The sequence below is a fragment of the Spirulina sp. LEGE 11439 genome (assembly GCF_059821285.1).
Genome location: NZ_JCAMRX010000023.1, coordinates 23,549 through 48,473, shown reverse-complemented (window position 1 = coordinate 48,473; position 24,925 = coordinate 23,549). Strand labels below are relative to the sequence as shown.

Below are 24,925 nucleotides of genomic sequence, written 5' to 3'. Positions count from 1 at the left end.
AATAGATAACCCATTGTGAGATGCCCGGATCGGCTTTATCCCCAAAACGCCGCAACTCGCTGAATACACCAGAAGGATGCCATTGTGCCAATACTGTAGGTCGGCACCCATCCCAACCAGCGAGGATAGTTTTGGGAACCCAAGCGTTTCAGGCTCTCCATCACCCCAACAACTGCCAGCACGAAGGCCAGTTGCCCTAATTCCACCCCGACATTGAAAAACAACAGAGCAGGAGGAATGTCTTGGGGCGGCAAACCTACCTCGGTCAAGGCTCCTGCAAAGCCAAAGCCATGCAGTAGCCCAAAAGTGAGAGCTACCAGCCAAGGATATTGTTCTGTCAGTCCCGGTTTCCCCATCCGACTGTGAGCCAGTTCTGAGGCCAAGAACAAAATACTGAGGGCGATCGCTGCTTCTACGGGGGCTTGGGGGATATTGACAAAACCCAAAGTTGCCGCCCCTAGGGTAACGCTGTGAGCCAAGGTAAAGGCAGTAATGGTTTTGACCAAATGCCAAGAGGGACCGACAATTAACACCAGCCCCAAAACAAACAGTAAATGGTCGATACCGCCAAAAATATGCTCAACTCCCAGTTTGAGGTAGGTTTGCCCCACCCCAAAAGCGGTCGTTTTTTCTGGAATGACGAAAGTTTCTCGTCCGGTGGGGAGCATGGTGGTTTGGGAATGTCCATCGGCCCATTCCAATCGCAACAGCACTTCTACAAAGCGTTTCACCAGTCCGGGGAAGGTAATGGTTTGTTGAGCCAATCCTTTGTCACCGCAATCTAAAGTCCATTGAGAAACAGCAGTCGCGGAAGTCGGAATGATTTCTGGAGTCATGGTTGCAGTGCAGTGTTTGGGAAACACGGGACGAATGGCGATCGGCAGCCCATATCCGTCATCCCCAGAACCGAAGTCTAGGGGGGTTTTCCAAAGTACATCGATCTGGCCCGAGGGTTGTTCTCGCAGTTCTAGGTATGCGGTTTGAAAGCCATGAGCTTCGGCAGGAGTGGGAGAAAATCCCAGGGTTATACCCACCAAGAGAATCAAATAAAGCCCATTTCGTATCCAGTTCATGGGTTGCCCTCCTGAAGTACTGGGTTAAGGGCTTCCTCATCAATAGAGACTGTATAGCGATCGCGCAATTTTTGATAGAACAGTTTGTCTTGCTTTTGTTTCTGCTCTCGCAGGTAGTCCAAACGCACATTTTTTCTCACTTCTGCCAAGGTTGCGGGATGACCCGGTTCAATTTCCGTGACGTTGACCAGATGACTGCCATAGACGGAATGGAAGGGACCTTGCCAACCCTTTTCTGTAACTCCTGCTATCTCCCGGGCCAAGGTTCCCCCAAAGGTATTGTTGAGGGTTTTAGCCGAGGTGAGCGTATAAGTTGTCGGCAACATAGAGCGATCGCCTCTGAGTTGAGTCGAGTTGGGGTCGGTCTGTAGCTGAGTCAGGAGATTTTGGGCATCGGTATCCGTGCGATCGCCATGCAGTTCTCTACTAAAATAAATTTGATTAAAGCTAAACCGACCGGGGACAGTATAGCGATCGCCATGAGCATCTAAATAGCTTTGCAACGATTCATCTGAAGGCTCTTGGATGCCAACGACATCTTTGACCAAGAACTGCATTTTTTGAATGAGCCGTCGCCTAACAATTAAGTCCCTGTTATCTAACCCCAAGGCTAGAGCTTCTTGATACAAGACCTCATCGCGAACGTAATTATCGACTAAGGTTTGTAATTGTTTGGAATTCGGCTCTCGTCCCCACTGCGACTGCCAAGTTGCTTTCAAAAACTCAATGATAGGGACAGATACTTCAATTTGTTTGGTGGATGGAGAGGTCATCGAAGGACTACCCACCCAAAAATACAGCCCAAAGAGCAAAGCACCCAAAACGAGGAAGTGCAGCAATGGTTCTTTTAAGACCCGAATCAGTAGTTTGGGTCGATCGTCCTTTTTTACTGGGATTTCAGACTGTATACTCTGTGAGTTCGTCAATTTTGTAGCTGTTTCCTGCATGGCAATTCTGGACGCATTTAAGTAATAACTTTTCTAACTTCTGGGTTCCACATAGCGAGGTACGGCTCGAACCACAATCAAGCCTAAATAGGGTAGGTTTGCTTTCAGTTGCTCCTCAACAGTATCGGTAATCTCTTGGGTCTCTTGGAGGGATAAAGTCGGCGATAACATAATGTCCATTTCCACATGGAGGCGATGTCCCAGCCACCGACTCCGTAAGTTTGCGATCGCCTCCCCGTCTACTTCAGGCACGCGATCGATCGCATGGTGGAGAGAGTGCAGCACTTCGGGTTCCACGCCATCTAACAACCGACTAAAAATGGTCTGCCCCGACTCCCAGACGATTTTCAGCAACACGACGGTTATGATTAAGCCCATGGCCGGGTCGGCCCAAGAATAGCCCAAGCTCACACCTATCGCACTGAGCAATACTGCCAAACTGACCAGACCATCGGCCATAGCATGGTAGCCATCGGCGATCAGGGCTGCACTATTGATTTCGCGACCCACCCGAATGCGGAACACCGCCACCACTTCATTGCCGATTAAGCCAGCAATAGCTGCGATCGCCAGTGCCCCCAAATGATGCAAGGGTTGAGGATGGTAAAATCGTTCTACAGACTCATAGGCGGTAATAATGGCACTTAACAGCACAATTGCCACAATCGTGACCCCCGCCAAGTCTTCTAATCGTGCAAAGCCATAGGCAAATCTGGCTGTGGCTTTGCGTCGGGATGCGAGAAACGCCACACCCAAGGGTACGGCAGTCATGGCATCCCCGACATTGTGAATCAGATCGGCGAGGAGAGCGACACTGCCCGAAAGCCAGAACACCGCCGCCTGAAAGATCGCCGTGAGCAGCAAGCCCACCAAAGACCATTTCACCGCCCAGATGCCTCGAGCCGAGCTGGCGATTTCAGGATCGATCGTCCCGTGGTTATGGGTATGACCATTATGGTGATGGTGATGATGGTGCTGTTCTACTTCGAGTTTAGTGAGTTTAGCGACATCATCAGTTGAGATAACGGGAAAAATTTGCGTCATAATTAGGTGATAACTCTCTTCTGGAGACTTAGAAACTTGTACGCGGATCGTGTCTTGATAGCGTTCGGGTTAATAAAGTAGCGATCGCGATGTTTGCGATTGTTCTCCCAATCCGGTTCAAAACATAAACCTCATCCGATAACGAAGGCATTTGGAGGCAAGGATCGCCCTCGTTGCAACGATCTTGCTCTCTTTACACGGCGAGGGCTTCGACGCGATCGCGTCATAATCGAGGGTCAATTTGGCATGTAATTTTTTCATCTTTCTATTCCTTTAAAATAGGTTGTTGGTAAAGATCGGCAGTAATGACTCATTAATGCGTATTTTATTTAAGTGACAACTAAATTCTGGATATGGCTCTAAAACAATCTAGTAAGCAGTAAAACTACTATTCTCGAAATCAATAATACGCATTAAATTAACGATTTATATATGTAATTTTATTAAGATTCTGTTTTTTAAGCCACTCGAGGTTTATATTTGAGTTAAATCAAAAATGAGAATACTTATATCTTTAATCTTTAATACAGGATATAGAAAGTGGGAGAAGATGGTACGATCGCCAGAAATGAAGGGAATTAGAGGACATCTCTTTATCTTGTATTTTGTAAGAAGGAGTTTACATCGATTCATGATTTGCGGTAATCTGACCCGACTCAGAGGTCGAGGGTCATTAATGTAGGAGATGAGTTTATTTGTGTATCAGGAGACAGGGTAGTGAATACTACGAGTCATCAGACAGAATTAGATAGAGTTCAACGGGAAGTCAATCTGTTATTAGATAAAGCAGAAAAGGCAGCCCGGATTTTTAGTTGCTATCGGACAGAACAAGTTCAACAAATTGTTGAGGCAATGGTTCAAGCTGGCAAGGAAAAAGCTGAATTTTATGCGGAATGGTTGGTCGGTGAGACAGGCTACGGTAATGTCGATGACAATGTGAAAAAGAATCTAGATTGTTCGGTTGGATTGCTGAACCGATATCGGATTGCTGATTTTATCGAACCCGCGATCGATGAAGAAAAGAAGATTATTAGCTTTCCCAAACCCGCAGGGGCGATCGCTGCTTTAATCCCCAGTACCAATCCCGTGATGACGGTGTATTACAAGGCCATTATCAGCATGATGACCCGCAATACGATTATTTTTTCTCCTCATCCTGCGGCACAAAATTGCTCGATTCATGTTGTGGATTTAATGGCAGAAGTCGCAGAGCAAGCCGGCGCACCATCCGGGGCAATTCAGACGATTCGCCAACCCAGCCGCCTTGCTCTCAATTATTTAATGGAATCCCCGCAAATTAGCGCGATTCTGGCAACTGGGGGACCCAAACGAGTCCGGGCGGCTTATCGTTCGGGGAATCCCGCAATGGGCATGGGACCGGGGAATGTCCCTTGTTTTGTGCATGAGTCTGCTGACATTGAGATGGCTGCTGCACATATTATTGCCAGTAATAGTTTCGATCACGCGCTACCCTGTGTCTGTGAGTCGGTTGTGTTTGCCGATCGCACCATTGATTCCTCACTCAAAGTCGCTTTAGGGCGATCGGGGGGATATTTTGTGACCGATGAAGCCGCCCAGAAACTCCGCAACTATCTCTTTCTGGAGACCGGATTAAATCCTGAAGCTGTGGGTAAAAGTGCTGTTTGGATTGCTCGACAAGTTGGATTTTCCATCCCGAGTCATACTAAAAGTTTGCTCGTGGAAATCGATACTGTGGGCGATCGCGAACCCTTCAGCCAAGAAAAACTGTTTCCCGTGATGGGGTACATTCAGGTAGAGGGAATAGAAGCGGCGATCGAGAGGATTTTGGTCATGTTGGCGGCGATCGGAAAAGGTCACTCTGCGGTGATTCACAGTCAGGATCTGGCCATCGTTGCCCGTTATGGGGCGGCGTTACCCGTCTGTCGAATTGCCGTGAATACTCAAGGTGTTGAAGGTTCTAGTGGCGTTTCCACGAACCTGACGAGGGGACCGGTGATTGGTACGGGCTTCTTCGGGGGTAGCTCGGTGGATGATAACATCGGTCCCCAATACTTGGTGCAGTGGTCTCGTGCGGCTTATCCCGCAGATTCGCATGTTTCTCTAAAAGAGATGGCAGAAGATATTCATCGGGTCTCCCGAGGGCCAGTGAGAGGTTTAAACCAATGGTGACGCTTTCAGGTACGGTGCAAATGAAACGAGTGGGAGAAGGAAACAATATTGCGCTCTTTGTCCTCGATCGCCCAGAAAAAGCAAATGCCTATCATGATGGTATGATTCGCCAGTTTGCAGAACAGTACGCAAAAGCGGTTAGCGATCGCGACCTTCGCGTAGGTATTGTGACTGGAGCCGGAGAAAAAGTTTTTTGTGCTGGTGCAGATATCTCGAGTTTGGCCGATCGCTCCTATGCCGATGGATTAAACTTACAGAGCCGACAGCTTTTTGATGATTGGGCCAATGCACCCTGGCCGACGATCGCGGCGATTCAAGGACCAGCCATTGCGGGGGGGTTAGAATTGGCTCTTGCTTGTGATTTTCGCATCTGTAGCCCTTCGAGTTGGTTCTCGCTACCAGAAGTCGATTTAGGCTTGATTCCTGCGGCTGGAGGAGTTCGTCGGCTGACCAAATTGGTGAACGAAGCTCGGGCAAAAGCGATCGTGCTTTTTGGGCAAAAGGTAGATAGTACCACGGCGCTACAGTGGGGATTGGTTTCTCAAATTAGCGATCGCGTATGGGAGGACACCCTTCACCTTGCCGAAACTGTCGCTCGACGGGATCCTCTTGCGATGCGTCTCGCTAAACTGTCAGTACAATCGGTTCATGGTAGTCTGGGAGATAAAAATGTCGAAGCGATTGCCCAAGCACTACTCTACCAGCGAAAAATAGAGGCAGGCTAAAGGCATTGTTAGGAATTCCCGTGAAGTCCTCTGGACTCTAACGGGAGAGGAATCGCAACATTTAGAGGGTAAGGCTAAAATCACTCATGCAATCTTTCGGAATTCCTTCTATCTCTCCCAGACTCATTGAGATCGGGACTGCAACTCCCTCGCAAAAATACACCCAAGCCGAGGTGTTAAAAATTTTCGATATCACCGATGCAAAAATTCGCAAAATTTTTAGTAATTCTCATATCAAATCCCGTCACCTTTGTTTACCCAAACCGAACCGAGAGGGTAAGATGCCGCAAGAAAACCAAGAGAATTTATTAGAGAAACATAAACAGAATGCTCTGGATATTGGACAGTCAGCCATCAAAAAAGCATTAGAAAAAGCTGGACTGAATCCTCAAGATATTGATTACATCAGTGTAGTATCCACCACGGGTTTACTCTGTCCAAGCCTGAGCGCACTTTACATCAAAGAGATGGGAATGCGTCGGAACGTTCACCGGATTGATATTGTCGGGATGGGCTGCAACGCAGGGTTAAATGGTCTTCAACCTGTTGTCAATTTTTGTACTCTTTATCCCGAGGCGATCGGCCTCCTTCTTTGTGTTGAAGTGTGTTCTGCCATGTATGCGATCGATGATACTTTGAGTACGGCTGTGGTTAATTCCTTATTTGGAGATGGTGCAGCCGCAACGATCGTTTCTGGCCGATCTTTTCCGGGGTTGTCCGTTGGTCCCAAAATTCTGGGCTTCAGTTCCCACATTATTCCCGAGGCGATCGACGCGATACGGCTTGATTGGCAAGAAACCCAATATGCCTTGTATCTGGATAAACAAATTCCTTATCTATTGGGACGAAATGTTAAGATTCCGGTGAATAACTTGCTCGATCGCTTCGATCGCAAACGCCGAGAGATTCAACATTGGGTGATTCATTCTGGGGGTCGCAAGGTGATCGATGCGATCGAATATTCTTTAAATATTACCGAGCATGATGTGCGCCATACAACTTATATCCTGCAAAATTATGGTAATTTATCCTCAGCTTCTTTTCTCTTCTCCCACGAACGACTGTTACACGAAGGCGTTGCTCGGGAGGGAGAGTTGGTCATGATGATGACTATGGGACCCGGTTCGACCATTGAATGCTGCTTAGGGGAATTTTAATTATGACGCAATACACCACGTTAAAACTCACCAAAAACCTCCTAGGACAGGAAGCGATCGCCCACGTACACTTGCAATGGTCAGATCCGAGCCAGTTGAATGCAGCCCGTTTGTCAGAATTAATCCAATTAATGAATGAACTCGAAGATGACGATACTTGCAAACTAATCGTATTTTGGGGATTGAATGCTCAGCAACCCGAGATCGCGACACCGCCGACATTTGAGGATTGTAGCAAATGGGAAAAATTTCTCCGGCGGCTCGAACGATTTGCGGGGGCATCCATTGCCGCGATCGATGGCGATTGTACTCGGTTTCACTTTCAACTTGCCCTCGCTTGCGATTATCGGGTCTCGACTGCGCGATCGCACTTCCAATTCCCAGAAGTGAAAGAAGGGTATCTACCCGGAATGGGCGTATTCCGATTGGCCAAATATACCGGAATGGGCGTTGCTCGTCGCTTGTTGTTTACGGGGGTTCGGTTTTCTGTTGAAGAAGCGATCGCGTTGGGAATTGTCGATCGCGCCTGTGAAACGACGGCATTAGAACAGGCTGTTCAAGGGGCTCGGGAGGCGTTGATGCCAATTCACCCTCAAGTCTTGCAAAATACCCGCAGATTGCTCGAGGAATCCCTTTCAACCGCTTATGAGGATGCGATCGGGCATTTTCTGGCGGTACAGAATCTCTGTCTTTCAGAAAAGACCCCACCGGAAAATCAATAAGCAAGGATTCGATGAAATCCCTATATTCTCAAGCGATCGCAGGATAATCATTTTTGAATTAATAATTTTGAATTTTGAATTGATGTATGATTCCCTACCAACAAGTGTTTTGCCTTCTGGACTATCGCCTCGTTTCCCATTTTACGGAAACGTGCATTCATCTTGGGGTGTTCGATCGTCTGGCAACCCATTCCTTATCCGTGTCGGAGTTAGCTGAGGAAACGGGAACCCATCAACGAGCGCTCTATCGATGTATACGGGGACTCGCTCACTTTGGGTTATTTGCAATCGAACCTGCTCCTACGCCTTCACTAACTAAAATATCTCTCACTGAAGTTTCACAACATTTAGTCCTGAACTCAGAATTTTCCCTGAGACCGTGGCACGAATTCTGTCAATTGGCCCAATCGAGAAAACACGAGCAACGGCGAACTCTTTGGGAGCAACTGCTACGAACCGGTCAAAGTATTTATCAGCTCGGGCGAGATCGCCTCTTCTACGATTATCTCAGAGAACATCAGGATTTAGCTGCCGCTTTCGATCGCGCAATGGAATCCATGTCGCGGGTCGAAGTTCGGGATATTTTGCAAGGGTTTGACTTTTCTACGTGCAAACATATCACTGAAATTGCTGGGGGAAACGGTGCATTGATTACCCAAATCCTACAGCAGTATGAAGGAATTCAGGGGCAACTTTTTGATTTTCCAGACACGATCGCTCGGATCGTCTCTCAACCTCGTTTGGATGCGATCGGGGTTGATATGCACATCGCATTACCCGATATTCCGGGGGATGGAATCCTAAAACGTATTTTGCATTCCTATTCCGACGAGCAAGCCTACACTATTCTTAGAAATGTAGGGCAGGCCATGCACTCAGGCAACAAGCTATATATTTTTGAACTGATCGAAGAGCCTCAAGTATGCAACCCTTATATCGGGATCAAAAACTTACAGATGTTGTTGGTACATGGCGCACCGGGAGAAAGTGGAGGACCTGGAGAACGAAGTCGGGACGAGTTTGCCTCTTTGCTCGGTGCAACAGGCTTTGAACTCGTTAAAATTCAACCATTACAAGCGATCGATGCCATTGTAGCGGTTTATTCCTAGCCTTCTCCCGGGATACCTTCAGGATGCCAGATCCGAATACGTTTCTCTCTGAGCGCCTGCTCTTCTGCAAACAAGCCCTCGAGTTCTACCACTTTGGCTTCATTGATTCCGAGCTTGCTAGCCATTTTACGAATTGTTGCTTTTTCTCCTTCACTGTAGTCCCCATCCGCAGCCGAAGCCTGAATTGCCTCATAAACTAGAACATAACGTCCTTTTTTTGCTAGAGGATCGCTGAATACCAGCTTTTCGATATCATCCGTTGTGCCATTTCCGCTATAGTTCTTCAGTTCATCAATTTGGCTGTCACTCATTTCAGGATGGTAGGTTGTAGCGTGACCGATTACCCAATTCCGTTCGGGTTGTGAGAGTTCTCCATCTCCATTAGCACAGAGTAGCAATGCTTTGTACCAAATAACAGAGGTTTCGGGGGGAAGGGTTTTGGTAATTCCATAGCGATCGGTTTTAATCCAAGGGGCTGGTCCGTAGGTTTCATACATTGATAGTATGCTCCATTGAAAATTTCTCTTGGAGTATACCATTGTTCATACTTGAATTCTGGATCTTTTTTGAGTAATATTTAAGTTCTATATTGCGAATTCAGGTAGTTTTAGAAGTGCGATCGCACGATCGCCTTTACAATGCGATTTGTATTGGCTTGGGGAGAACAGATAGTTGCAATTCTACCCGAAAGCGATCGCCATCGCGTGAAATTGTTCCGCTATAACTGCTTCCAGTATCAGTAAAGGAAAATGAATTTTGCGCTTGCATAGATAGCACTATAGTATCAATTGAGATTTGCTGCAGTTGTCCATCAAAGAGAATTCTGCGATCGCTTAAGCGATCGCGCAGAAGAATTTGTTGCGTAGGAGGCATCACCCTAACCTCTAAATTTCGCAGTTGAAAGGTTAATATATCCCTTTGAGGTGATGTTTTCAGATTGATTCCCTCGGGCAAACCCGTAATGATTTCAGGAGATGCGATCGCGGCGATCTCGGCAATCTCGGGAGAATTTTTCGGTGCTTTGGGTTTGGGTTCGGTAATATTGGCAGGAGGGACGGGGATAGGAAGAGAAATTTTTTGGGCAGAAATACCCCAGACTTTGGATTTTTTTGCCAGTTCGGAACGACTTTTTAGAGCTTTTTTGACTTGTCCTTGTTGGCTGAAATATTCTTCTTGTTTCTTCTTAACTGCCAGCCAACGAGAACGAGTAAATACGGCTAAGATTTTATTTTCGTCATGGGTATAGCGTTCGTAAAAAGAAAGGGTTTCCACTAAAGATCCCACCTTTTCTAGAGCAATTCCTAATTGGGATGGACTAATAAACTGTTGCCAATCACCATGAAAGAGAATTTTTTCTTTGAAAAAGATTTCGTAACGATAGCGCAGATCTCGCGATAAATCTGGGGGAGAAAGTTCCGAGTAAGCTAAGTCGCGAGCAATAGAAAAAGGTAAGTTTAATTCTTTGGCTTTTTCACTGGTTAAGGTGGATGGATAAGTTTCAATCAATTCGATCGCTATATCCCATTTTTTCCCTTCCAACAAATGAGAGAGTAATTTTTGCAATACTTCTTCACCGCATTCGGCTTCTTTGGCGGCTTCCAAACAAAGTTTCATTTTTTCGCGATCGCCTAAACTCTCATAAGAAAGAACTGCATCTAGCCATCGCTTTTCGGTTTCTAGCATAGGTGCAACATGAGTGAGCCACTCAGAAGAGAGGGGGCGTTTTGCTTCTTCCCAAGCCAAGATAGCGCGATCGCGTCGATCGGTTTTGGCTAAATAAGGTAATCCTTGAGGAAAGCCCAAACTTTCGGCTTTGGCGAGGTTATATTCAGCTTTTTGAGTCGTTTTTGCTTCTTCCCAAAAAGAAATTGCGCGATCGTATTCTCCGGCGCGATAAAAACAAAATCCAGCGCGATCGCTCATCCCTTGATATTTGGCTCGGGCTAATTTTTCTAACACGGTTCCCAATTGCAACCATTCTGCTGCACTCAGGTCTAATTTTTGCCTTTCTCCTAATGTTTCAATCCGTTTACCATAAGTCTGAATTGCTGTTTTCCATTGGGCAGTAAAGCGATATCTTTCTAAGGTATTATTATTGATTTTTCGATCTAAAACCAGACTAAATTCTTGGAGTTTTTCTCGGTTTTCCTCTGCACTGGTCATGAATTCAATGAGAGGGCGAACTTTAACGGGGTTTACTTCTAAGATTTCCGAATCTTTGTTATTTTTTGCATTTCTTTCTAAATCATACCAAGCTAAGAGATTATCCCAACACATTCCTTGCCAGAAACAATTCCAAGCCAGAGATAATTCTTGCTGTTGTAGAAAACATTGTCCTGCTTGGAGATAATTTTCTTCAAATTTTAATGCCCATGCTTCACAGATTTGAACTTGTTTTTCATCTTGTAAGCGCTTATAAGCACTTTGAGCGCGTCGGATTAAATCGGCATTTTCCATATTAATCCCTTCCGTAAAAAAGGTATTGGCAATTTCCGGCAGATCGTCAGTTCCGATCGCATTGGCGCGATCGCCGCGTTTGATGAGTTGAATGCGTGTTTTCCACTGCACTTTACTTTTCTGTTGCTGCAATAATGCTAAAAATCTCTCTAACTCAAATTCATTGCTGGCGTGCTTCCAAAGTTTTCTTTCTCCCACTTCTGTATCAACAATAAATAGTCGTTCTGTGGCGCGACTTGCGGCGACATAGAGTTTATTAAAAAAATATTTAACTTCCTCAGAAGGAGAGTCCATCGGCAGCCAAGCATCGAGATTGCAGGATTCGCCAAATTTATAGAGAACAACTTGTTTGAATTCTAATCCTTTTGCTGCGATCGCACTTAAAACATTCCATAGTGTTGTGCCTTCTCTTTCGCTCTTTTCTTGCAGTTTGACTAAGATCGTGTCTTTCTGAATATAATCAATTTCTCCTCCTTGATCGCAAGGAATAATAATAATTGTATCTTGTAAATATTCTTCTAATTCTTCCGCAGCAATATCTTGTCCGATAATTAATTTTTGGGGATAAAAATCACCATGTTTTCTCGCTTTTTGTGGTTTGAGCTCGGGAAGATCGAAAAGAACGCTACGCCATAACTGGATAAGATTATTAACACCGACAATAGAAGGAATTGAACGATAATTTGATTCTAATTCAGCAAAATTCATCTCTAAACCGAGTTTTCCTGTTGGAGACAGAGTGGTAATCACTTCGTTGTAAAATGCAGCTTTTAAACTCGCCCAGCGAAATCCTGTTGGGTTGAGAGTTTGCAGAGGATCGCCAGCAAAAGCAAAAGGTAAACTTTCCACGTGCTGATGTTCGAGATCGTATTCGGAAAAAACCGATAAACGCATGATCGATTGCAATTCGATATGGGTAAAATCCTGTGCTTCATCGCAAAAAATAGCCGTGTATTCAGGGCTATAACATTTAAGATGAAGCACGCGGCGAATTAGATCTTGATCGTCCCATTTTTCAGCTTCTTGGGTATGGCGCTTGTACCATTTCCAAACCGTCTCATAAATCTCTTTAAATTCTTCTGCCGTGACAGTTTGTTCCCGTCGAGGAATTTCGTGATAGTCTTCAATCTCTAAATAGCGATCGCGCTCGTCTAAATGATAGCCTTTAATAAAGGTACGGATCACCTGCCAGCATAATTCTGGGGAATATTTTCGCCATGTTGTTCGTTCTATCAGTTGGCGGAAGCGATGAAATGAAATATAATTGGCATCGTTAAAGCGATCGCGTTCCTCGAGGGGGAGTAAGTTGCGTAAAAAGGTACGAAATGATTGGAAAAAAGGACTGATATCGGGTAGGTTTTCAGCAATGCCTCGTTTGGCGAGAAAACGATGATGGGAGGCTAATAAGGGAATCACTCTTTCTTTGGCAACTTTGAGTAAGCGTTCGTTATAGGCTAAAAATAAAGGATGGGGTGTGCTTAAAATAGGAATATTTTTTTCTTGGCAAAGGCGTAAATGTTTGTGACAGTAATCGGCAAAAAGATGAAAGAGCATTGTCGATTTGCCACTCCCGGCTTGCCCGTTTAAAAATAAAGGTAAAGAGGGGCGAGTGGTAGAAACATCGTGTAAAATTGCTTCTTCTTCGGCAGAAAGCGCTAAGTTAGCGTTTTCTTCATTTTCAATGGCTAACCAGTTCGTTTCATCTGCTAATAAATAACTGGGATAGGCACGAGAGGCAATAGAGGTTAATTCATCTAATGTCGTTGGCGTTTCTGGATTTAAGGGAGAAATTTCGTTTTCCGGCCAAGTAAAATCAAGAACTTGTTGAATTTGTTCGCGATCGGGTCTTTGGGAAAAGGGTGAAATCAGAAAAAGCACCTGTCTCGATGGTGTATCTGTGGTCAGAATCCGACTGTAGAGAACATAGCAATTTTCTTCTCCATAAAGTTTAATTCCCTGCCAAGCCGTCTCTTCTCCAAAATCTGAGGACGCATCGGCAAGTTCAGTGAGAATTCGATTAAAGATTATCCATTTGTCTTGGATATTTGGAGTCGCAAAACCGTTTAGCCATTGTTCGCTCTCATAAACAACGACTCCATTAAAGTCCATTCGCAAACTGGGACGTTGTAGCCAAAGTCGCAATTCATCGCTGAGGGGTTGGGGGGAATTTTGCCGATCGCTTTCGGTTTTGCGCTGATTGAGCCATTGCCAGAGTTGCTCTTGTTTGATTTGACTATCGAGGAGGTGATGGGCAAAGTTTTCGCGATCGCGCAAAAAGTCTTCATAAGCGCGATCGCCTCGACGAAATACCTTTAACCAACACAGTACGGGATCGCTTCCTATTCGTCTTATTCGCGCGATTAAGCGCAGGTTGCCTTCTTTGCGCTTTAAGTAGGGATAAACGCGCTCAAACCGTGCGAGAGCCTGTTCTAGCCCCATCTTTTCCAATACCCCGCATAAGCGATCGACATGATCCCTCAGTCCCGTTTGTTCCGTGACTTGCTCATCAAATGCGGTGGTGCGATAAACGTACATTCAGCAAACTTCCCAGTGTATAGATCGATACCTCTATTGTCCATTGTGGGGGATCGAATTGAGAATTGGGGTTTGAGGACAGTTATCAGTCACCAGTTATCAGTTATCAGTTATCAGTCACCAGTTATCAGTGAACGATAAACTAGATTACCGATTATCCAAAACGAGTAGCGCGTGATTGTCAATTTGGATGGGTTTGCCTTCTTTATTGGTTGCGCCAAAGGATTCTAAATAAGTGCGGATGGGTTGAGGATAATGGGGGAAATTAAATTGATTGTCGCCAGCCGAAACATCTGCCCAAAAATAACGCAAGTCTCGGGCAATATTTTCGGCTTCTTCTCCAGCTAAATTGAGGGGTGGTAAAGTCACTAATCGGTGCATAAAAGGATAAGAATTATTGCTAATGCGCTCTCGAGATACTTGCGGAATGTTTTTCCAACTCGGTATATTCTTGACGTAAAAAGATTCAATTTTTAATTGTTTCATGCCGCGATCGCTTTCCGATAGGTGCAAAATGCGGTAGGGGTGAGGATAACCCACTGTAGATCCAGTTGTAATGTCATAAATACCTGCTTGTTCGGCGATATCTTGTACGTGAAGATGACCGCTAAAAATCAACTTTACTCCAGCTTTGTGTAATTTTTCTAATAAGATTGGTGCATTATCAAGCATATAGCGTTTACCCATTAAATGTTGGGATTGACCGGGTAAATGTTCGATAATATTGTGATGGATCATCACCAAAATAAATTTATCTTTGGCGGCTAATAATACTTGTTCTAACCATTCTAATTGTTCTTCATCTAAATAGCCTAATTGTTTTCCATTTGAGTCGAATTGATTGGAGTTAAGCGCGATTAATTGAACATTGGGTAAAATTTCGTCAGTATAATAAAGTGTCTCGCTGTTTTTATATCCTGCTTGGCGATAATAGGCAGGAAATTCAGACCAACCAATATTTTTTTCTGTAGGGAGTGGCGTGAGAACATCATGATTTCCCGGAATAACATAACTGGGAAAAGGAAGTGCAGCAAGTCGTTTTTGCAACCATTGATGATTTTCTGGCTCTCCATCTTGAGTCAAGTCTCCGGGGAGAAGTAAAAAATCGAGATCGAGTTGTTCTAAATGATTTAAAATACATTCAAAAATAGGAATACTCGCTTCCACTAAGTGAAAGCGCGGTTTGCTAAAATCGACGGTATGACTTAAAGCAATATGAGGATCGCTAGCGATCGCAAATCGAAAGTTAAGACTCATGATTTAATAGAGTTTTCCTTTACTATATCAAGCTAGAGAAACAATAGACAACCCAATCAAAAAATTGTTTACTATTTACTGTTCAAGGTTAGGGCAAATAGTGCGATCGAGAGAACTGCGATCGGGAGCTTCTTGCCATCCCGATAAAATGTCTTGTAGTTCCGATTGTAAAATTTCTAAGGATTCGATTTGTTCGCGAATTGATTTGAGTTTGAGTAAGAGCCGTTCTTGAACAATGCCGCAGGGAATTTCACCCCGATCGCGCACGGCTAAAATTTCGCCAATTTCTTGCAAACTCAGCCCGAGAGTGCGAGCGCGTTTAATAAAGTTTAAGCGTGTAAAAATTTCTGGTTTAAAAAGGCGATAGCCTGTCGGAGATCGCGTCACAACAGAAACCAGTAAGCCTCTATCTTCATAATAACGAATGGTTTTAACAGATAAGTTGCTCTCGATCGCAACTTGTCCAATTTTTAATAATTGTTCTGATGCTAACAACATGATAATTAGTTATTGGTTATTGGTTATTGACGCTCTTCTTAAGAAGGGTGGGAGAGAAGTCGATATTTGTTATTTAATCAACGCTATTATAACTTTAGTATTTGTAATTAACAACTAATCTTGATGATGAATAATGCAGTATTGAGAACGTTGGAATTATGTTTGGTTGTAGGGATGGCGGGATTCTCTGGGGTTGTAGCCGATCGCATTCCTGCTGCAATCGCCCTTGAAGCAGAACCGGATTCTGCACTATCTTTAGAAGAGACTTCTTGGCAATTTTCAGGTTGGGGAGATAACCGCATTCGTTTAGCCGGAACCTCAATGACGTTGAAATTTAAAGGCGATCGCATCAATGGCTCCGCAGGTTGCAATGGCTATACGGCAATTTATCAAAGTAGCGAAGACAGAATCAGCGTCCGGCGAGTTGCTACGACTCGTATGGCTTGTCCGGGGGAAATTATGGCACAAGAGGAGAATTTTTTGCAGGATTTGCGCTCGGCTCGAGAGTATAAAATTAACGATCGCGGACAATTACAGATTTTTTACCAAGGCGATCGCGGCTCGGGGATGCTAATCTTTACCTCAGAAACCGTACCGAGGAAATCTCTGGTCGGAACGACTTGGCAATTGCGCTCTTGGGGCAATCCTCGCGTGCAAAATCCTCCTCTCAACAATACAACGATTACCCTACAGTTTTTGGCAGAACGTATCGCCGGATCGGCGGGTTGCAACCGTTACAATGCGAGTTATGAAACCGTTGAAGAACGCTTGACAATTTTCCCGATTTCCACAACAAAAATGGCGTGTCCGAGAAGAATGTCTCAACAAGAATCCCGCTATCTCACCGCACTACAAAATGCGATGCGATTTGCAATAAATGACCGAGGAGAACTAGAAATTTTTTACCATAGCGATCGCGGTATAGATGTGCTGACATTTGCCGGAGAATCCCGATCGGGACAAGCCATAATCGACAAAGCATTTTCAACAATGCGACCGTTAAGATAATACAATCAATCATCAGTCATCGCGATCGCGCAATCTCATGCTAGGCCAGATTCTCAATGAACGCTATCAAATTATTGCAATTTTAGGATCGGGAGGATTCGGTCGCACCTACTTGGCACGAGACACGCACCACCCTCATCGTCCTCCCTGTACGGTCAAGCAATTGCAACCGGCGAGTCGCGACTCGCAAAGTCTGGCGATCGCCCAAGAAGCATTCTCTCGTGAAGCAGAAATTTTAAAACAGTTGGGAACTCATCCCCAAATTCCTCAAGTGCTGGCCTATTTTGCCGCCTTCGATGATTTTTTTTTAGTGCAGGAGTATATCGAAGGACACCCTTTAAGTAAAGAAATAATGATTGGCGATCGCTGGCATGAGAGCCAAGCGATCGAGTTTCTTCTGGATCTCTTACCCCTACTGGATTTTATACACGATCGAGGGGTCATTCATCGAGATATTAAACCCGATAATATTCTCCGCCGCCAGCAGGACGGTCGGTTAGTGTTGGTAGATTTTGGCAATATCAAACAAATTCGTCAGCCTGTAACAATTATTGCCAAAGGGATAGAGAAAATTGCCATCGGAACTCCGGGTTATACAGCCAGCGAACAATTCCAAGGAAATTGTTACTTTTGCAGCGATATTTATTCAGTGGGAGCGCTTGTTATTCAAGCTTTAACGGGATTTCATCCGCAATTTTTTCAGTACGACTCTCAAACAGGAGAAATTCTCTGGCAAAAAAATCTTTGCAGTCCAGCCTTGGCCGCCGTTCTCAGCCGCATGGTTGCCTATCGCTTCCAAGACCGCTATCAATCCGCCCGAGAAGCCCTCAAAACCATCGAGCAGCTTCATATTCCTCGTTCCCATACCGAATTACCGCCGATCGCTGCCGTTTCTTATTTCCCTCTACCCGTTCGCGAGGGTCAACTTTCTCGCGATCGCCCCTTCGAGAATAATTCTCTAGCAACTGTCCCTCGTCGCCGACGGCTCAAAAAAACCAAAACCCGCAAGGCAAAAGCAAAAAATCCGCAAGTCTTTCTTCTCTTCTTGGGATTGCCCGTCGCGATCATTTTTTCCCTTTCATTTGGGATTACAATTCTTTTGCAAAAATCCTCCCGTACTCCTGTCGTCACCCAACAACCTCCGCCCCGACAAACAATTTCTTCTCAAGTTGTAGAAACGACTTCTAATGCCGAAATTCCTGCCAATTCTTGTACGGTACGAGTTGGAGTTGGTCTTAACATTCGCTCGCGACCGAATGGTAAAAAAATCGGAGGAATGGTACAAGGGGAACGCGCAATTTTAACCGGACTTGAAGATGGGAACTGGGTTGAAATTAGTAATCCTATTCAAGGATGGGTAGCGAAAAATTACTTGCAATGTAAGCCCTCTTCCTTTATTGAAAATGCGTCTTCTTCTACGACTCCAATAGAGGATGAAGGGCAAACAATTTTACAAGCTGCATTGGCAACAATGGAAGCAGGAGATTTAGCCGGCGCGATCGCTCGGGTGCAATCAATTCAACAGGATAGTTCTGCTTATCGCGAGGCCCAAACCGCAATGACTCAATGGCGGCAAATTCAAGATCGCTATCGAGCTATGCAGGATGCAAAAAAGTCGAGACGTTGGGAAGATATCCTGATCGATCTCGATACTTATGGTTTGCCAGAAAGTCGTTACTGGCGCAGTAAATTTATCGAGTTAGGAGAACAGGCTCGTTCGCGTAATTAAAGAAAAATATTTTCAATTCAGGGTTAATATAGCTTCTCAAAAAATATGAATACTAATCCAAGCTATTACGAAATTTTAAATGTTTCTCCAAGCGCCACCCTCGAAGAAATTAAAATTGCATTTCGCCGTCTTGCCCGTCAATATCATCCCGATTTAAATCCCAATAATCCTCGATCGGCCGAACAATTTAAACGCATTCTCGAGGTTTATGAAGTTCTCTTGAATCCCGAACGCCGGCAATGCTACGACCGCCAATTAGGTATCCACCAAGAAGAGGAAAGAGAACAACCAACTAATGAATTGAGTTTTTACATTCAAGGTATTGAAAAAGCTATTCAAAAAGATTATCAAGGTGCAATTGAAAACTATAATCGAGCAATTAATTTAAATCCTAATTTTCTGGAGGCGTATTTAAAGCGAGGGGAGGTTTTTTATACCTTAAAAGACGATCGCATGGTTTTAGGCAATTGTCGGCAAATCTTACAATTTTTTCCCAATTGTGCAGAAGCATATTATTATCAAGGGCGATCGCGATATCGGTTGGGCTACGTACAATCATCCCTTGAATCTTACGATCGCGCCCTCGGTTGCGATCCGCATTTTGCGGCAGCTTATTATTATCGCGGCATCGCCAATCACGATTTACAAGAGCATTTTCCTGCCAAACGAGATTTAGAACGGGCTGCAGAATTATTTCAAGAACAAAGCGATCGCAGTGGCTATCAATTGGCAATGGATACTCTCTCTCATATTGGCAAAAAAGATTGGCAGAAGGAGTTTCGTTGGGGAATTGGGTTAATTAAGCGCATGGTTTGGGCTGGGTTTGGGATTATTGTTAATCCCAGTCATGGTGGTACTAACGCTTTTTTGAGTTTACAGTCGGGAGAAGCGATCGCAATGGGCTTATTTTGTGGTGCGATCGCTAATATTTTGTTTATCTGTGGTGTTTATTTAGGTTGGCAAGATTTCATTATCTTTCCGTTTTGGTACTTGCCAATTCTCGGATTTATTCCTGGGTTCAGTTTAGCGATATCGGGGTTTATTTTGCGCGTTTTATTTCACGTTCATAATTATTTTGCCGCAGATGTTTTTTTGGCGGGAATAACAGTTATTCCTCTGGGTTTTTTAGTATCGATCGGCGGACTGGTAACTCATTTTGGTGGAATGGCAATCGCAATTGTAACTCTTTTTATTAGTTCTCATTTAATTATCACTCTCTATAAAGGAACGATCGAAATTAGTGGGTTTTCAGAAGCGATCGCGGCTTGGTGCGTTCCGATTATGTTATTCAATAGTAGTGGGTTAACATGGCTCGGATTTAAAATTTTAACGAGTTAATTATTGTTGGAAATATTGAGTTTTTGTTTTAACATTTTAGCACGTTGTGCGATCGCCGGCCAATCTTCTGTTTGAATTAAAGAAGAAGGGAAAAGCTGACTCGATAAACCCACAGCAATTGCTCCCGCTTCAATCAATTTAACTGCATTTTCGAAGGTCACTCCTCCTGTTGGAATCAAGGGAATTTGAGCCAATGGTGCTTTAATTGCTTTGATATAATTCGCTCCACCCACTGTTTGAATGGGAAACACTTTCACGCAAGTTGCACCGGCTTGCCATGCCGTAATAATTTCGGTTGGCGTTAATGCTCCCGGTATAATGGGAATTTTCGCAGCGATCGCCGTTTTAATTAACTGGAGATCCGTATGAGGAGAAAAGATAAACTCCACCCCTACATTGATTGCTTGAGTGAGTTGCTGGGGTGTTACGATCGTACCAACTCCGATCGAACAATGAGGGAATTCATGGCGCAATTTTTCAATTAAAAGCGCTGGGCGATCGCTATTCCAAGCAATCTCAATAAAATCAATCCCTCCCGCGATCGCCGCTCTTGCCATTTGTTGCCCCAATTTCCAGTCGGGGGAACGAATCACGGCAATAATGCGATCGCGTTGCAATTGTTGTAGCCAATTTCGATAGGATGTTTCTACCACAGAAAAGTTAAGGAGGAAGATAACTTAAATTGTACTATTTTTCAGTCTTCTCGGAACAGCGATCGCTGAATCTCGATAATTTTCCCACTCCTTTATCTTTGGGAAAAACGGTATAATAACTCAAGAACAAAACATCAATCGCAAATAATCAATAAACATGAAGTATAACACCCTCGGGACTAGCGAGTTAAAGGTTTCTGAAATCTGTTTGGGAACAATGACCTATGGCGAGCAAAATACGATACAACAAGCTCACCAACAACTCGATTATGCTATAGAACGAGGGATTAACTTTATCGATACGGCAGAAAGTTATCCTACGCCAATGAACCCCAACACGCAAGGAAAAACTGAAGAATATGTCGGAGAATGGTTAAAAAAACAGCAACGCGATCGCTTGATTATCGCCACAAAAGTTACGGGTTATGCACCGCAACTCTCTTGGATTCGTGCTGGGAATAATCATCTCGATCGCAGCAATATCGAACGCGCGATCGATGAGAGTTTAAAACGCTTACAAACTGACTATATCGATCTCTATCAAATTCACTGGCCGGATCGCTATGTGTCTTTATTTGGTAGGGCTAATTATGATATTGCTAACGAACGCGAAACAGTTTCGATTCAAGCACAATTAGAAGTGTTTTCCGAGTTAATTAAAGCCGGTAAAGTTCGTTATCTCGGTTTGAGTAATGAAACCCCTTGGGGGGTTTGCGAGTTCTCCCATTTAGCCCGAAAATTGGGCTTACCGAAAGTAATTTCTCTTCAAAATGCTTATAGTTTAGCCAATCGCGTCTTTGAAATCCATCTCTCTGAAGCCTGTCATCTTAATAATATTGGTCTATTGGCTTACAGTCCTTTAGCATTTGGTCATTTAACGGGAAAATATTTGCAGGAAGCGCCCGCACATTCGCGAATGGGTTTATTTCCTAAATTTGATGAACGCTATCAAAAAACGAACATGACTGAAGCCGTACAAAACTATGTCAAAATCGCTCAAAAATACGATTTGAGTCCTGTCCAAATGGCTTTAGCGTTTGTGCGATCGCGATGGTTTGTCACCAGTACCATTATTGGTGCAACGACAATGGAACAATTACAAGAAAATATTGATAGCATTAACCTTGAATTAAGTCAAGAGATCTTAATGGAAATTGATGAAATTCAAGCTCGCTATCCCAATCCAACACCCTAAAAATGAGCAATTAACAATTATTAATTATCCATGAATGCGATCGCTAATTTTAACTACGAATATCAAGTAGGAGGAACCCTGCCCAATGATGCAAAAACTTACGTTTTGCGTCGCGCAGATAGCCAACTTTACGAACAACTGAAAGCAGGGGAATTTTGCTATGTTTTGAATTCTCGGCAGATGGGTAAATCAAGTTTGCGCGTTCGCACGATGCAACGCTTGGCAGTAGAAGGCATTCTTTCTGCGGATATCGATCTGACTTTAATTGGTACGCAACAAGTCACTTCAGAAGAATGGTATGGCGGTATTTTAAGCTGTTTGATCGGATGGTTCGAGTTAGAAATTGATGCGGGAGAATGGTGGCACGAACATGATATTATTCCTCCCGTACAGCGTTTAGATCGATTTTTAGAGACTATTTTACTGACGCAAGTTTCCCAGCAAATTGTTATTTTTATTGATGAGATCGATAATGTATTAGGGTTAGATTTTAAAGATGATTTTTTTGCTTTTATTCGTGCCTGTTATAATAAAAGAGCAGATAATCCTGAATACAATCGCTTAACATTTTGCTTACTGGGAGTTGCCAAACCTACCGATCTCATTCAAGATCGATATCGAACGCCATTTAATATCGGTTATGGGATTGAATTACAAGGATTTACATGGGAAGAAGCCAAATTTTTAACGAGTGGTTTAGTCGAAATTATTCGCTATCCTCATCTTGCCCTGAAAACAATTCTTAATTGGACGGGAGGACAGCCTTTTTTAACACAAAAACTTTGCAGATTATTACAAGCTCAGGCTGGAATTGCTTGTTGGGAATTGAGTGAAGAGGAACAAGTAGAATGGATCGATCGCGTTATTCAAATTCATCTGATCGATTGCTGGGACACTCGAGACGCACAAGAGCATTTTAACACCATTCGCCGCCGTCTCTTGAGCAATCCCAAGCAGAGCAGAACCTTAGTTTCTCTCTACTGGCAAATTTTACAAGGAGAAGAAATTTCCAGCGATCGCGCTTCGGAAAAACTGGATTTGCGCTTATCGGGTTTGGTAGTAGAGCGAGAAGGGAAATTACAAGTTTATAATCTCATTTACGCGGCTATTTTTAATTTGGATTGGGTGACGCAAACTTTAGCTCAACTCTGTCCTTATGACGAACAATTAGAGGCATGGTTAGACTCGAATTGTCAAGAAACATCCCATCTTTTACGCGGAAAACACTTACAAGATGCCCTGGTTTGGGCTGGCGATCGCAGTTTAAGCGATCGCGATTACCAATTTTTAACAGCTAGTCAAGTTTTAGAGCGTCAAGAAGTTCAAAATGCTCTCGAAGCATCGAAACAAGAATCCATTGCGATCGCACAAAGTTTAGTCGGTAAAATCAACAATCCTCTCATTGTTCTCAAAGTAATTTTATCTTGGACCAACGGACAACCTAATTTAACCCAAAATCTCTGTAAATTTGTTCTTTTGCACCCTGATTTATTGGAGAAAGGGGATGTCGTCGAACAAATTAATCAGATCGTGCGCTCGCAATTTCTCGAACTCTGGGAAACGAGTCATGAAGAGATTAACCAACCTTTGAGAACATTGCGCGATCGCTGGCTATCTAACTCAAAAGAAGCGATCGGAAACTTGCAATTATATCGTCAGATTTTAGAGAATACTGTAATCGAAGAGCCAGACAAAATAACCCCATTGATTGAGTTAGGATTAGTATTGCGAGATAGCGATCGCTTTATCGTTGCCAATTCTCTCTATCAAGAAGCCTTTAATCGAGAATGGACAATTCAACAGATCGATTTACTCGAAGTGGGATTAAACCAAGAAAAACGTCTTAAAGCTCTAAAAGCAGCAACATGGGGACTCATTTCTGCTATTTTCTTAGCACTGGGAGCAACCTTAATCTTAACATGGTCTACCCTAACCGATATTCCCGATCGCTTCATTCCGCTTTCGACCATTCCTCAACCAGAAAACTCCTTAATCTTAGCCGGAATTCTACTCAGTTTAATTGTCATTTATTTAATTGCTAAAATTGGCGGCGAACTCTCAAAATGGTTGGGATTTCCTCCTGTATTAGGAGAACTAATTGGCGGGGTTCTTGTTGGTGGTAGCGGTCTCCATTTGTTAGTGTTTCCAGAGAGTGGAGTCAATTATTCTTTTTCAGAAATCATGACTTTTCTGTCGGCAACAACTCCCATGAGTTCGACCATTGCAGAAACCATTTTTCAAGGTCAAAGTCAGGTTATTTCTATTTTAGCAAATTTTGGGGCAATTATTCTCCTATTTGAAATTGGCTTACAATCCAATTTGAATGAATTATTAAAAGTTGGTTTTAAATCTCTAACTGTTGCGTTTGTGGGAGTAATCTTACCTTTTACAGCAGGAACATTAGGATTAATCTCTTTATTTCAAGTCCCTCTCATTCCAGCATTATTTGCTGGTGCTGCCCTCACCGCAACCAGTATTGGTATTACTTCTCGAGTATTGTCAGAATTAAAACTTCGCGATACGACTCAATCAAATCTGCGCGATCGCAATGAAAATGCCTTGAATTCTTCAGAAGGACAAATCATTTTAGGTGCTGCGGTTTTAGATGATATTTTAGCCATTATAATTTTAGCTGTTATTACCAGTTTGGCCAAGACCGGTTATCTTGCAATCGGACATTTAGTCTATCTCATTTGCGGAGCATTGGCCTTTTTAGTTGGTGCTATTTTACTGGGTCGTTTATTTAACGATCTTTTAGTTACTCTTGCCGATCGCCTCAGCACTCGCGGTCAATTAGTTATTCCGACTTTGACCTTTGCACTCATCTTAGCCTACATTGCTCAAGTCTTAGAATTAGAACCTATTCTCGGAGCCTTTACCGCAGGATTAGTATTTAAAGAAACCAGTCAAGGACAAACCTTACAAAAACAAATTGCACCTATTGCAGATCTCCTCATTCCAGTCTTTTTCGTCACCATCGGTGCGAAAGCTAACTTTCTCGTTCTTTTGCCCAATTATCCCGATAACGATCGCCGCTTACTGATGGCAGTCTTTTTGATTTTAGTGGCTGTTTTAGGTAAACTCATTGCCGGTTTTACCGTTTGGCAAGAATCGCAACTCAATCGCTTGGCAATTGGTATTAGCATGATCCCTCGAGGGGAAGTCGGATTGGTTTTTGTGGGAGTGGGTTCCGCAGTCGGAGTCTTACCGGAATCTTTAGAAACCGCGATTGTCTTAATGGTGATTGTGACCACTTTCTTAATGCCGTTTTGGTTGCGTTTAATTTGGAATGGATAATGAATAATTGCTTATTGACCAGTTGGTCAG

Annotated in this window: 18 protein-coding genes and 1 pseudogene; 11 read left to right on the top strand and 8 right to left on the bottom strand. The window is 43.7% G+C overall.

What is annotated here, in order from left to right; genetic code table 11:
* Nucleotides 1-35: 35 nt before the first annotated feature.
* Genes AC6RV6_RS16030 through AC6RV6_RS16020 form a run of 3 tightly spaced genes read right to left on the bottom strand, consistent with a single transcriptional unit; the run spans nt 36 to nt 3,064 of the window.
* Complete coding sequence (locus AC6RV6_RS16030; protein ID WP_500241879.1) at nt 36-1,073, bottom strand: HupE/UreJ family protein; 1,038 nt, start codon at nt 1,071-1,073, stop codon at nt 36-38.
* Nucleotides 1,070-2,020 (bottom strand): peptidyl-prolyl cis-trans isomerase, encoded by a 951-nt coding sequence (locus AC6RV6_RS16025; RefSeq protein ID WP_500241878.1) that lies wholly within the window; start codon nt 2,018-2,020, stop codon nt 1,070-1,072. The genes AC6RV6_RS16030 and AC6RV6_RS16025 overlap by 4 nt, the downstream gene beginning before the upstream one ends.
* A 33-nt stretch (nt 2,021-2,053) precedes the next feature.
* Nucleotides 2,054-3,064: a cation diffusion facilitator family transporter gene (locus AC6RV6_RS16020; protein WP_500241877.1), complete on the bottom strand. Its 1,011-nt coding sequence runs from the start codon at nt 3,062-3,064 to the stop codon at nt 2,054-2,056.
* A 717-nt stretch (nt 3,065-3,781) separates the two neighbouring features.
* Here AC6RV6_RS16020 and AC6RV6_RS16015 point away from each other — a divergent pair.
* From AC6RV6_RS16015 to AC6RV6_RS15995, 5 genes are all read left to right on the top strand, one after another.
* Nucleotides 3,782-5,215, top strand: a complete 1,434-nt coding sequence (locus tag AC6RV6_RS16015) for an aldehyde dehydrogenase family protein (protein ID WP_500241876.1) — start codon at nt 3,782-3,784, stop codon at nt 5,213-5,215.
* Nucleotides 5,209-5,940: an enoyl-CoA hydratase/isomerase family protein gene (locus tag AC6RV6_RS16010; protein ID WP_500241875.1), complete on the top strand. Its 732-nt coding sequence runs from the start codon at nt 5,209-5,211 to the stop codon at nt 5,938-5,940. Before AC6RV6_RS16015 ends, AC6RV6_RS16010 begins: the two co-directional genes overlap by 7 nt.
* Before the next feature lie 86 nt (nt 5,941-6,026).
* Nucleotides 6,027-7,097 carry a 3,5-dihydroxyphenylacetyl-CoA synthase DpgA gene (gene dpgA, locus AC6RV6_RS16005; protein ID WP_500241874.1) on the top strand — a complete coding sequence of 357 codons (1,071 nt, stop codon included), beginning with the start codon at nt 6,027-6,029 and terminating at the stop codon, nt 7,095-7,097.
* Nucleotides 7,098-7,099: 2 nt separating this feature from the next.
* Nucleotides 7,100-7,819 carry an enoyl-CoA hydratase/isomerase family protein gene (locus AC6RV6_RS16000; protein WP_500241873.1) on the top strand — a complete coding sequence of 240 codons (720 nt, stop codon included), beginning with the start codon at nt 7,100-7,102 and terminating at the stop codon, nt 7,817-7,819.
* Between the two features lie 86 nt (nt 7,820-7,905).
* The gene (locus AC6RV6_RS15995; protein ID WP_500241872.1) at nt 7,906-8,928 is read left to right on the top strand and encodes a methyltransferase; all 1,023 of its coding nucleotides are present in this window, start codon (nt 7,906-7,908) and stop codon (nt 8,926-8,928) included.
* On the opposite strand, the gene AC6RV6_RS15990 is transcribed toward AC6RV6_RS15995, so the two are convergent.
* The 4 genes from AC6RV6_RS15990 to AC6RV6_RS15975 all read right to left on the bottom strand — a co-directional run bounded on the left by AC6RV6_RS15990 (nt 8,925) and on the right by AC6RV6_RS15975 (nt 15,675).
* Nucleotides 8,925-9,425 (bottom strand): TerB family tellurite resistance protein, encoded by a 501-nt coding sequence (locus tag AC6RV6_RS15990; RefSeq protein WP_500241871.1) that lies wholly within the window; start codon nt 9,423-9,425, stop codon nt 8,925-8,927. The genes AC6RV6_RS15995 and AC6RV6_RS15990 overlap by 4 nt on opposite strands.
* A gap of 136 nt (nt 9,426-9,561) precedes the next feature.
* Nucleotides 9,562-13,920: a helicase domain-containing protein gene (locus AC6RV6_RS15985; RefSeq protein ID WP_500241870.1), complete on the bottom strand. Its 4,359-nt coding sequence runs from the start codon at nt 13,918-13,920 to the stop codon at nt 9,562-9,564.
* 147 nt (nt 13,921-14,067) lie between these two features.
* Entirely contained in the window at nt 14,068-15,177 is a 1,110-nt protein-coding gene (locus AC6RV6_RS15980; RefSeq protein WP_500241869.1) for a metallophosphoesterase family protein, read from the bottom strand.
* A 75-nt stretch (nt 15,178-15,252) separates the two neighbouring features.
* Nucleotides 15,253-15,675: a MerR family DNA-binding protein gene (locus AC6RV6_RS15975; RefSeq protein WP_500241868.1), complete on the bottom strand. Its 423-nt coding sequence runs from the start codon at nt 15,673-15,675 to the stop codon at nt 15,253-15,255.
* Nucleotides 15,676-15,798: 123 nt separating this feature from the next.
* Here AC6RV6_RS15975 and AC6RV6_RS15970 point away from each other — a divergent pair, with 123 nt between their 5' ends.
* The 3 genes from AC6RV6_RS15970 to AC6RV6_RS15960 are packed head-to-tail and all read left to right on the top strand — an operon-like array spanning nt 15,799 to nt 19,750.
* A complete protein-coding gene (locus AC6RV6_RS15970; protein ID WP_500241867.1) occupies nt 15,799-16,683 on the top strand; it encodes an META domain-containing protein in 885 nt (294 codons plus the stop codon).
* 37 nt (nt 16,684-16,720) lie between these two features.
* Complete coding sequence (locus AC6RV6_RS15965; RefSeq protein WP_500241866.1) at nt 16,721-18,412, top strand: protein kinase domain-containing protein; 1,692 nt, start codon at nt 16,721-16,723, stop codon at nt 18,410-18,412.
* A gap of 45 nt (nt 18,413-18,457) precedes the next feature.
* The gene (locus AC6RV6_RS15960; protein WP_500241865.1) at nt 18,458-19,750 is read left to right on the top strand and encodes a J domain-containing protein; all 1,293 of its coding nucleotides are present in this window, start codon (nt 18,458-18,460) and stop codon (nt 19,748-19,750) included.
* On the opposite strand, the gene AC6RV6_RS15955 is transcribed toward AC6RV6_RS15960, so the two are convergent.
* On the bottom strand, nt 19,747-20,403 hold the full coding sequence (locus AC6RV6_RS15955; RefSeq protein ID WP_500241864.1) for a bifunctional 4-hydroxy-2-oxoglutarate aldolase/2-dehydro-3-deoxy-phosphogluconate aldolase: 657 nt from the start codon (nt 20,401-20,403) through the stop codon (nt 19,747-19,749). The genes AC6RV6_RS15960 and AC6RV6_RS15955 overlap by 4 nt on opposite strands.
* A gap of 157 nt (nt 20,404-20,560) precedes the next feature.
* On the opposite strand from AC6RV6_RS15955, the gene AC6RV6_RS15950 reads away from it, so the two are divergent.
* From AC6RV6_RS15950 to AC6RV6_RS15940, 3 genes and pseudogenes are all read left to right on the top strand, one after another.
* On the top strand, nt 20,561-21,598 hold the full coding sequence (locus AC6RV6_RS15950) for an NADP(H)-dependent aldo-keto reductase (protein ID WP_500241863.1): 1,038 nt from the start codon (nt 20,561-20,563) through the stop codon (nt 21,596-21,598).
* A 30-nt stretch (nt 21,599-21,628) separates the two neighbouring features.
* Nucleotides 21,629-22,402, top strand: a pseudogene (locus AC6RV6_RS15945) (AAA-like domain-containing protein); the annotation flags it as partial.
* A gap of 1,134 nt (nt 22,403-23,536) precedes the next feature.
* Nucleotides 23,537-24,895 (top strand): cation:proton antiporter, encoded by a 1,359-nt coding sequence (locus tag AC6RV6_RS15940; RefSeq protein ID WP_500241918.1) that lies wholly within the window; start codon nt 23,537-23,539, stop codon nt 24,893-24,895.
* Nucleotides 24,896-24,925 lie beyond the last annotated feature (30 nt).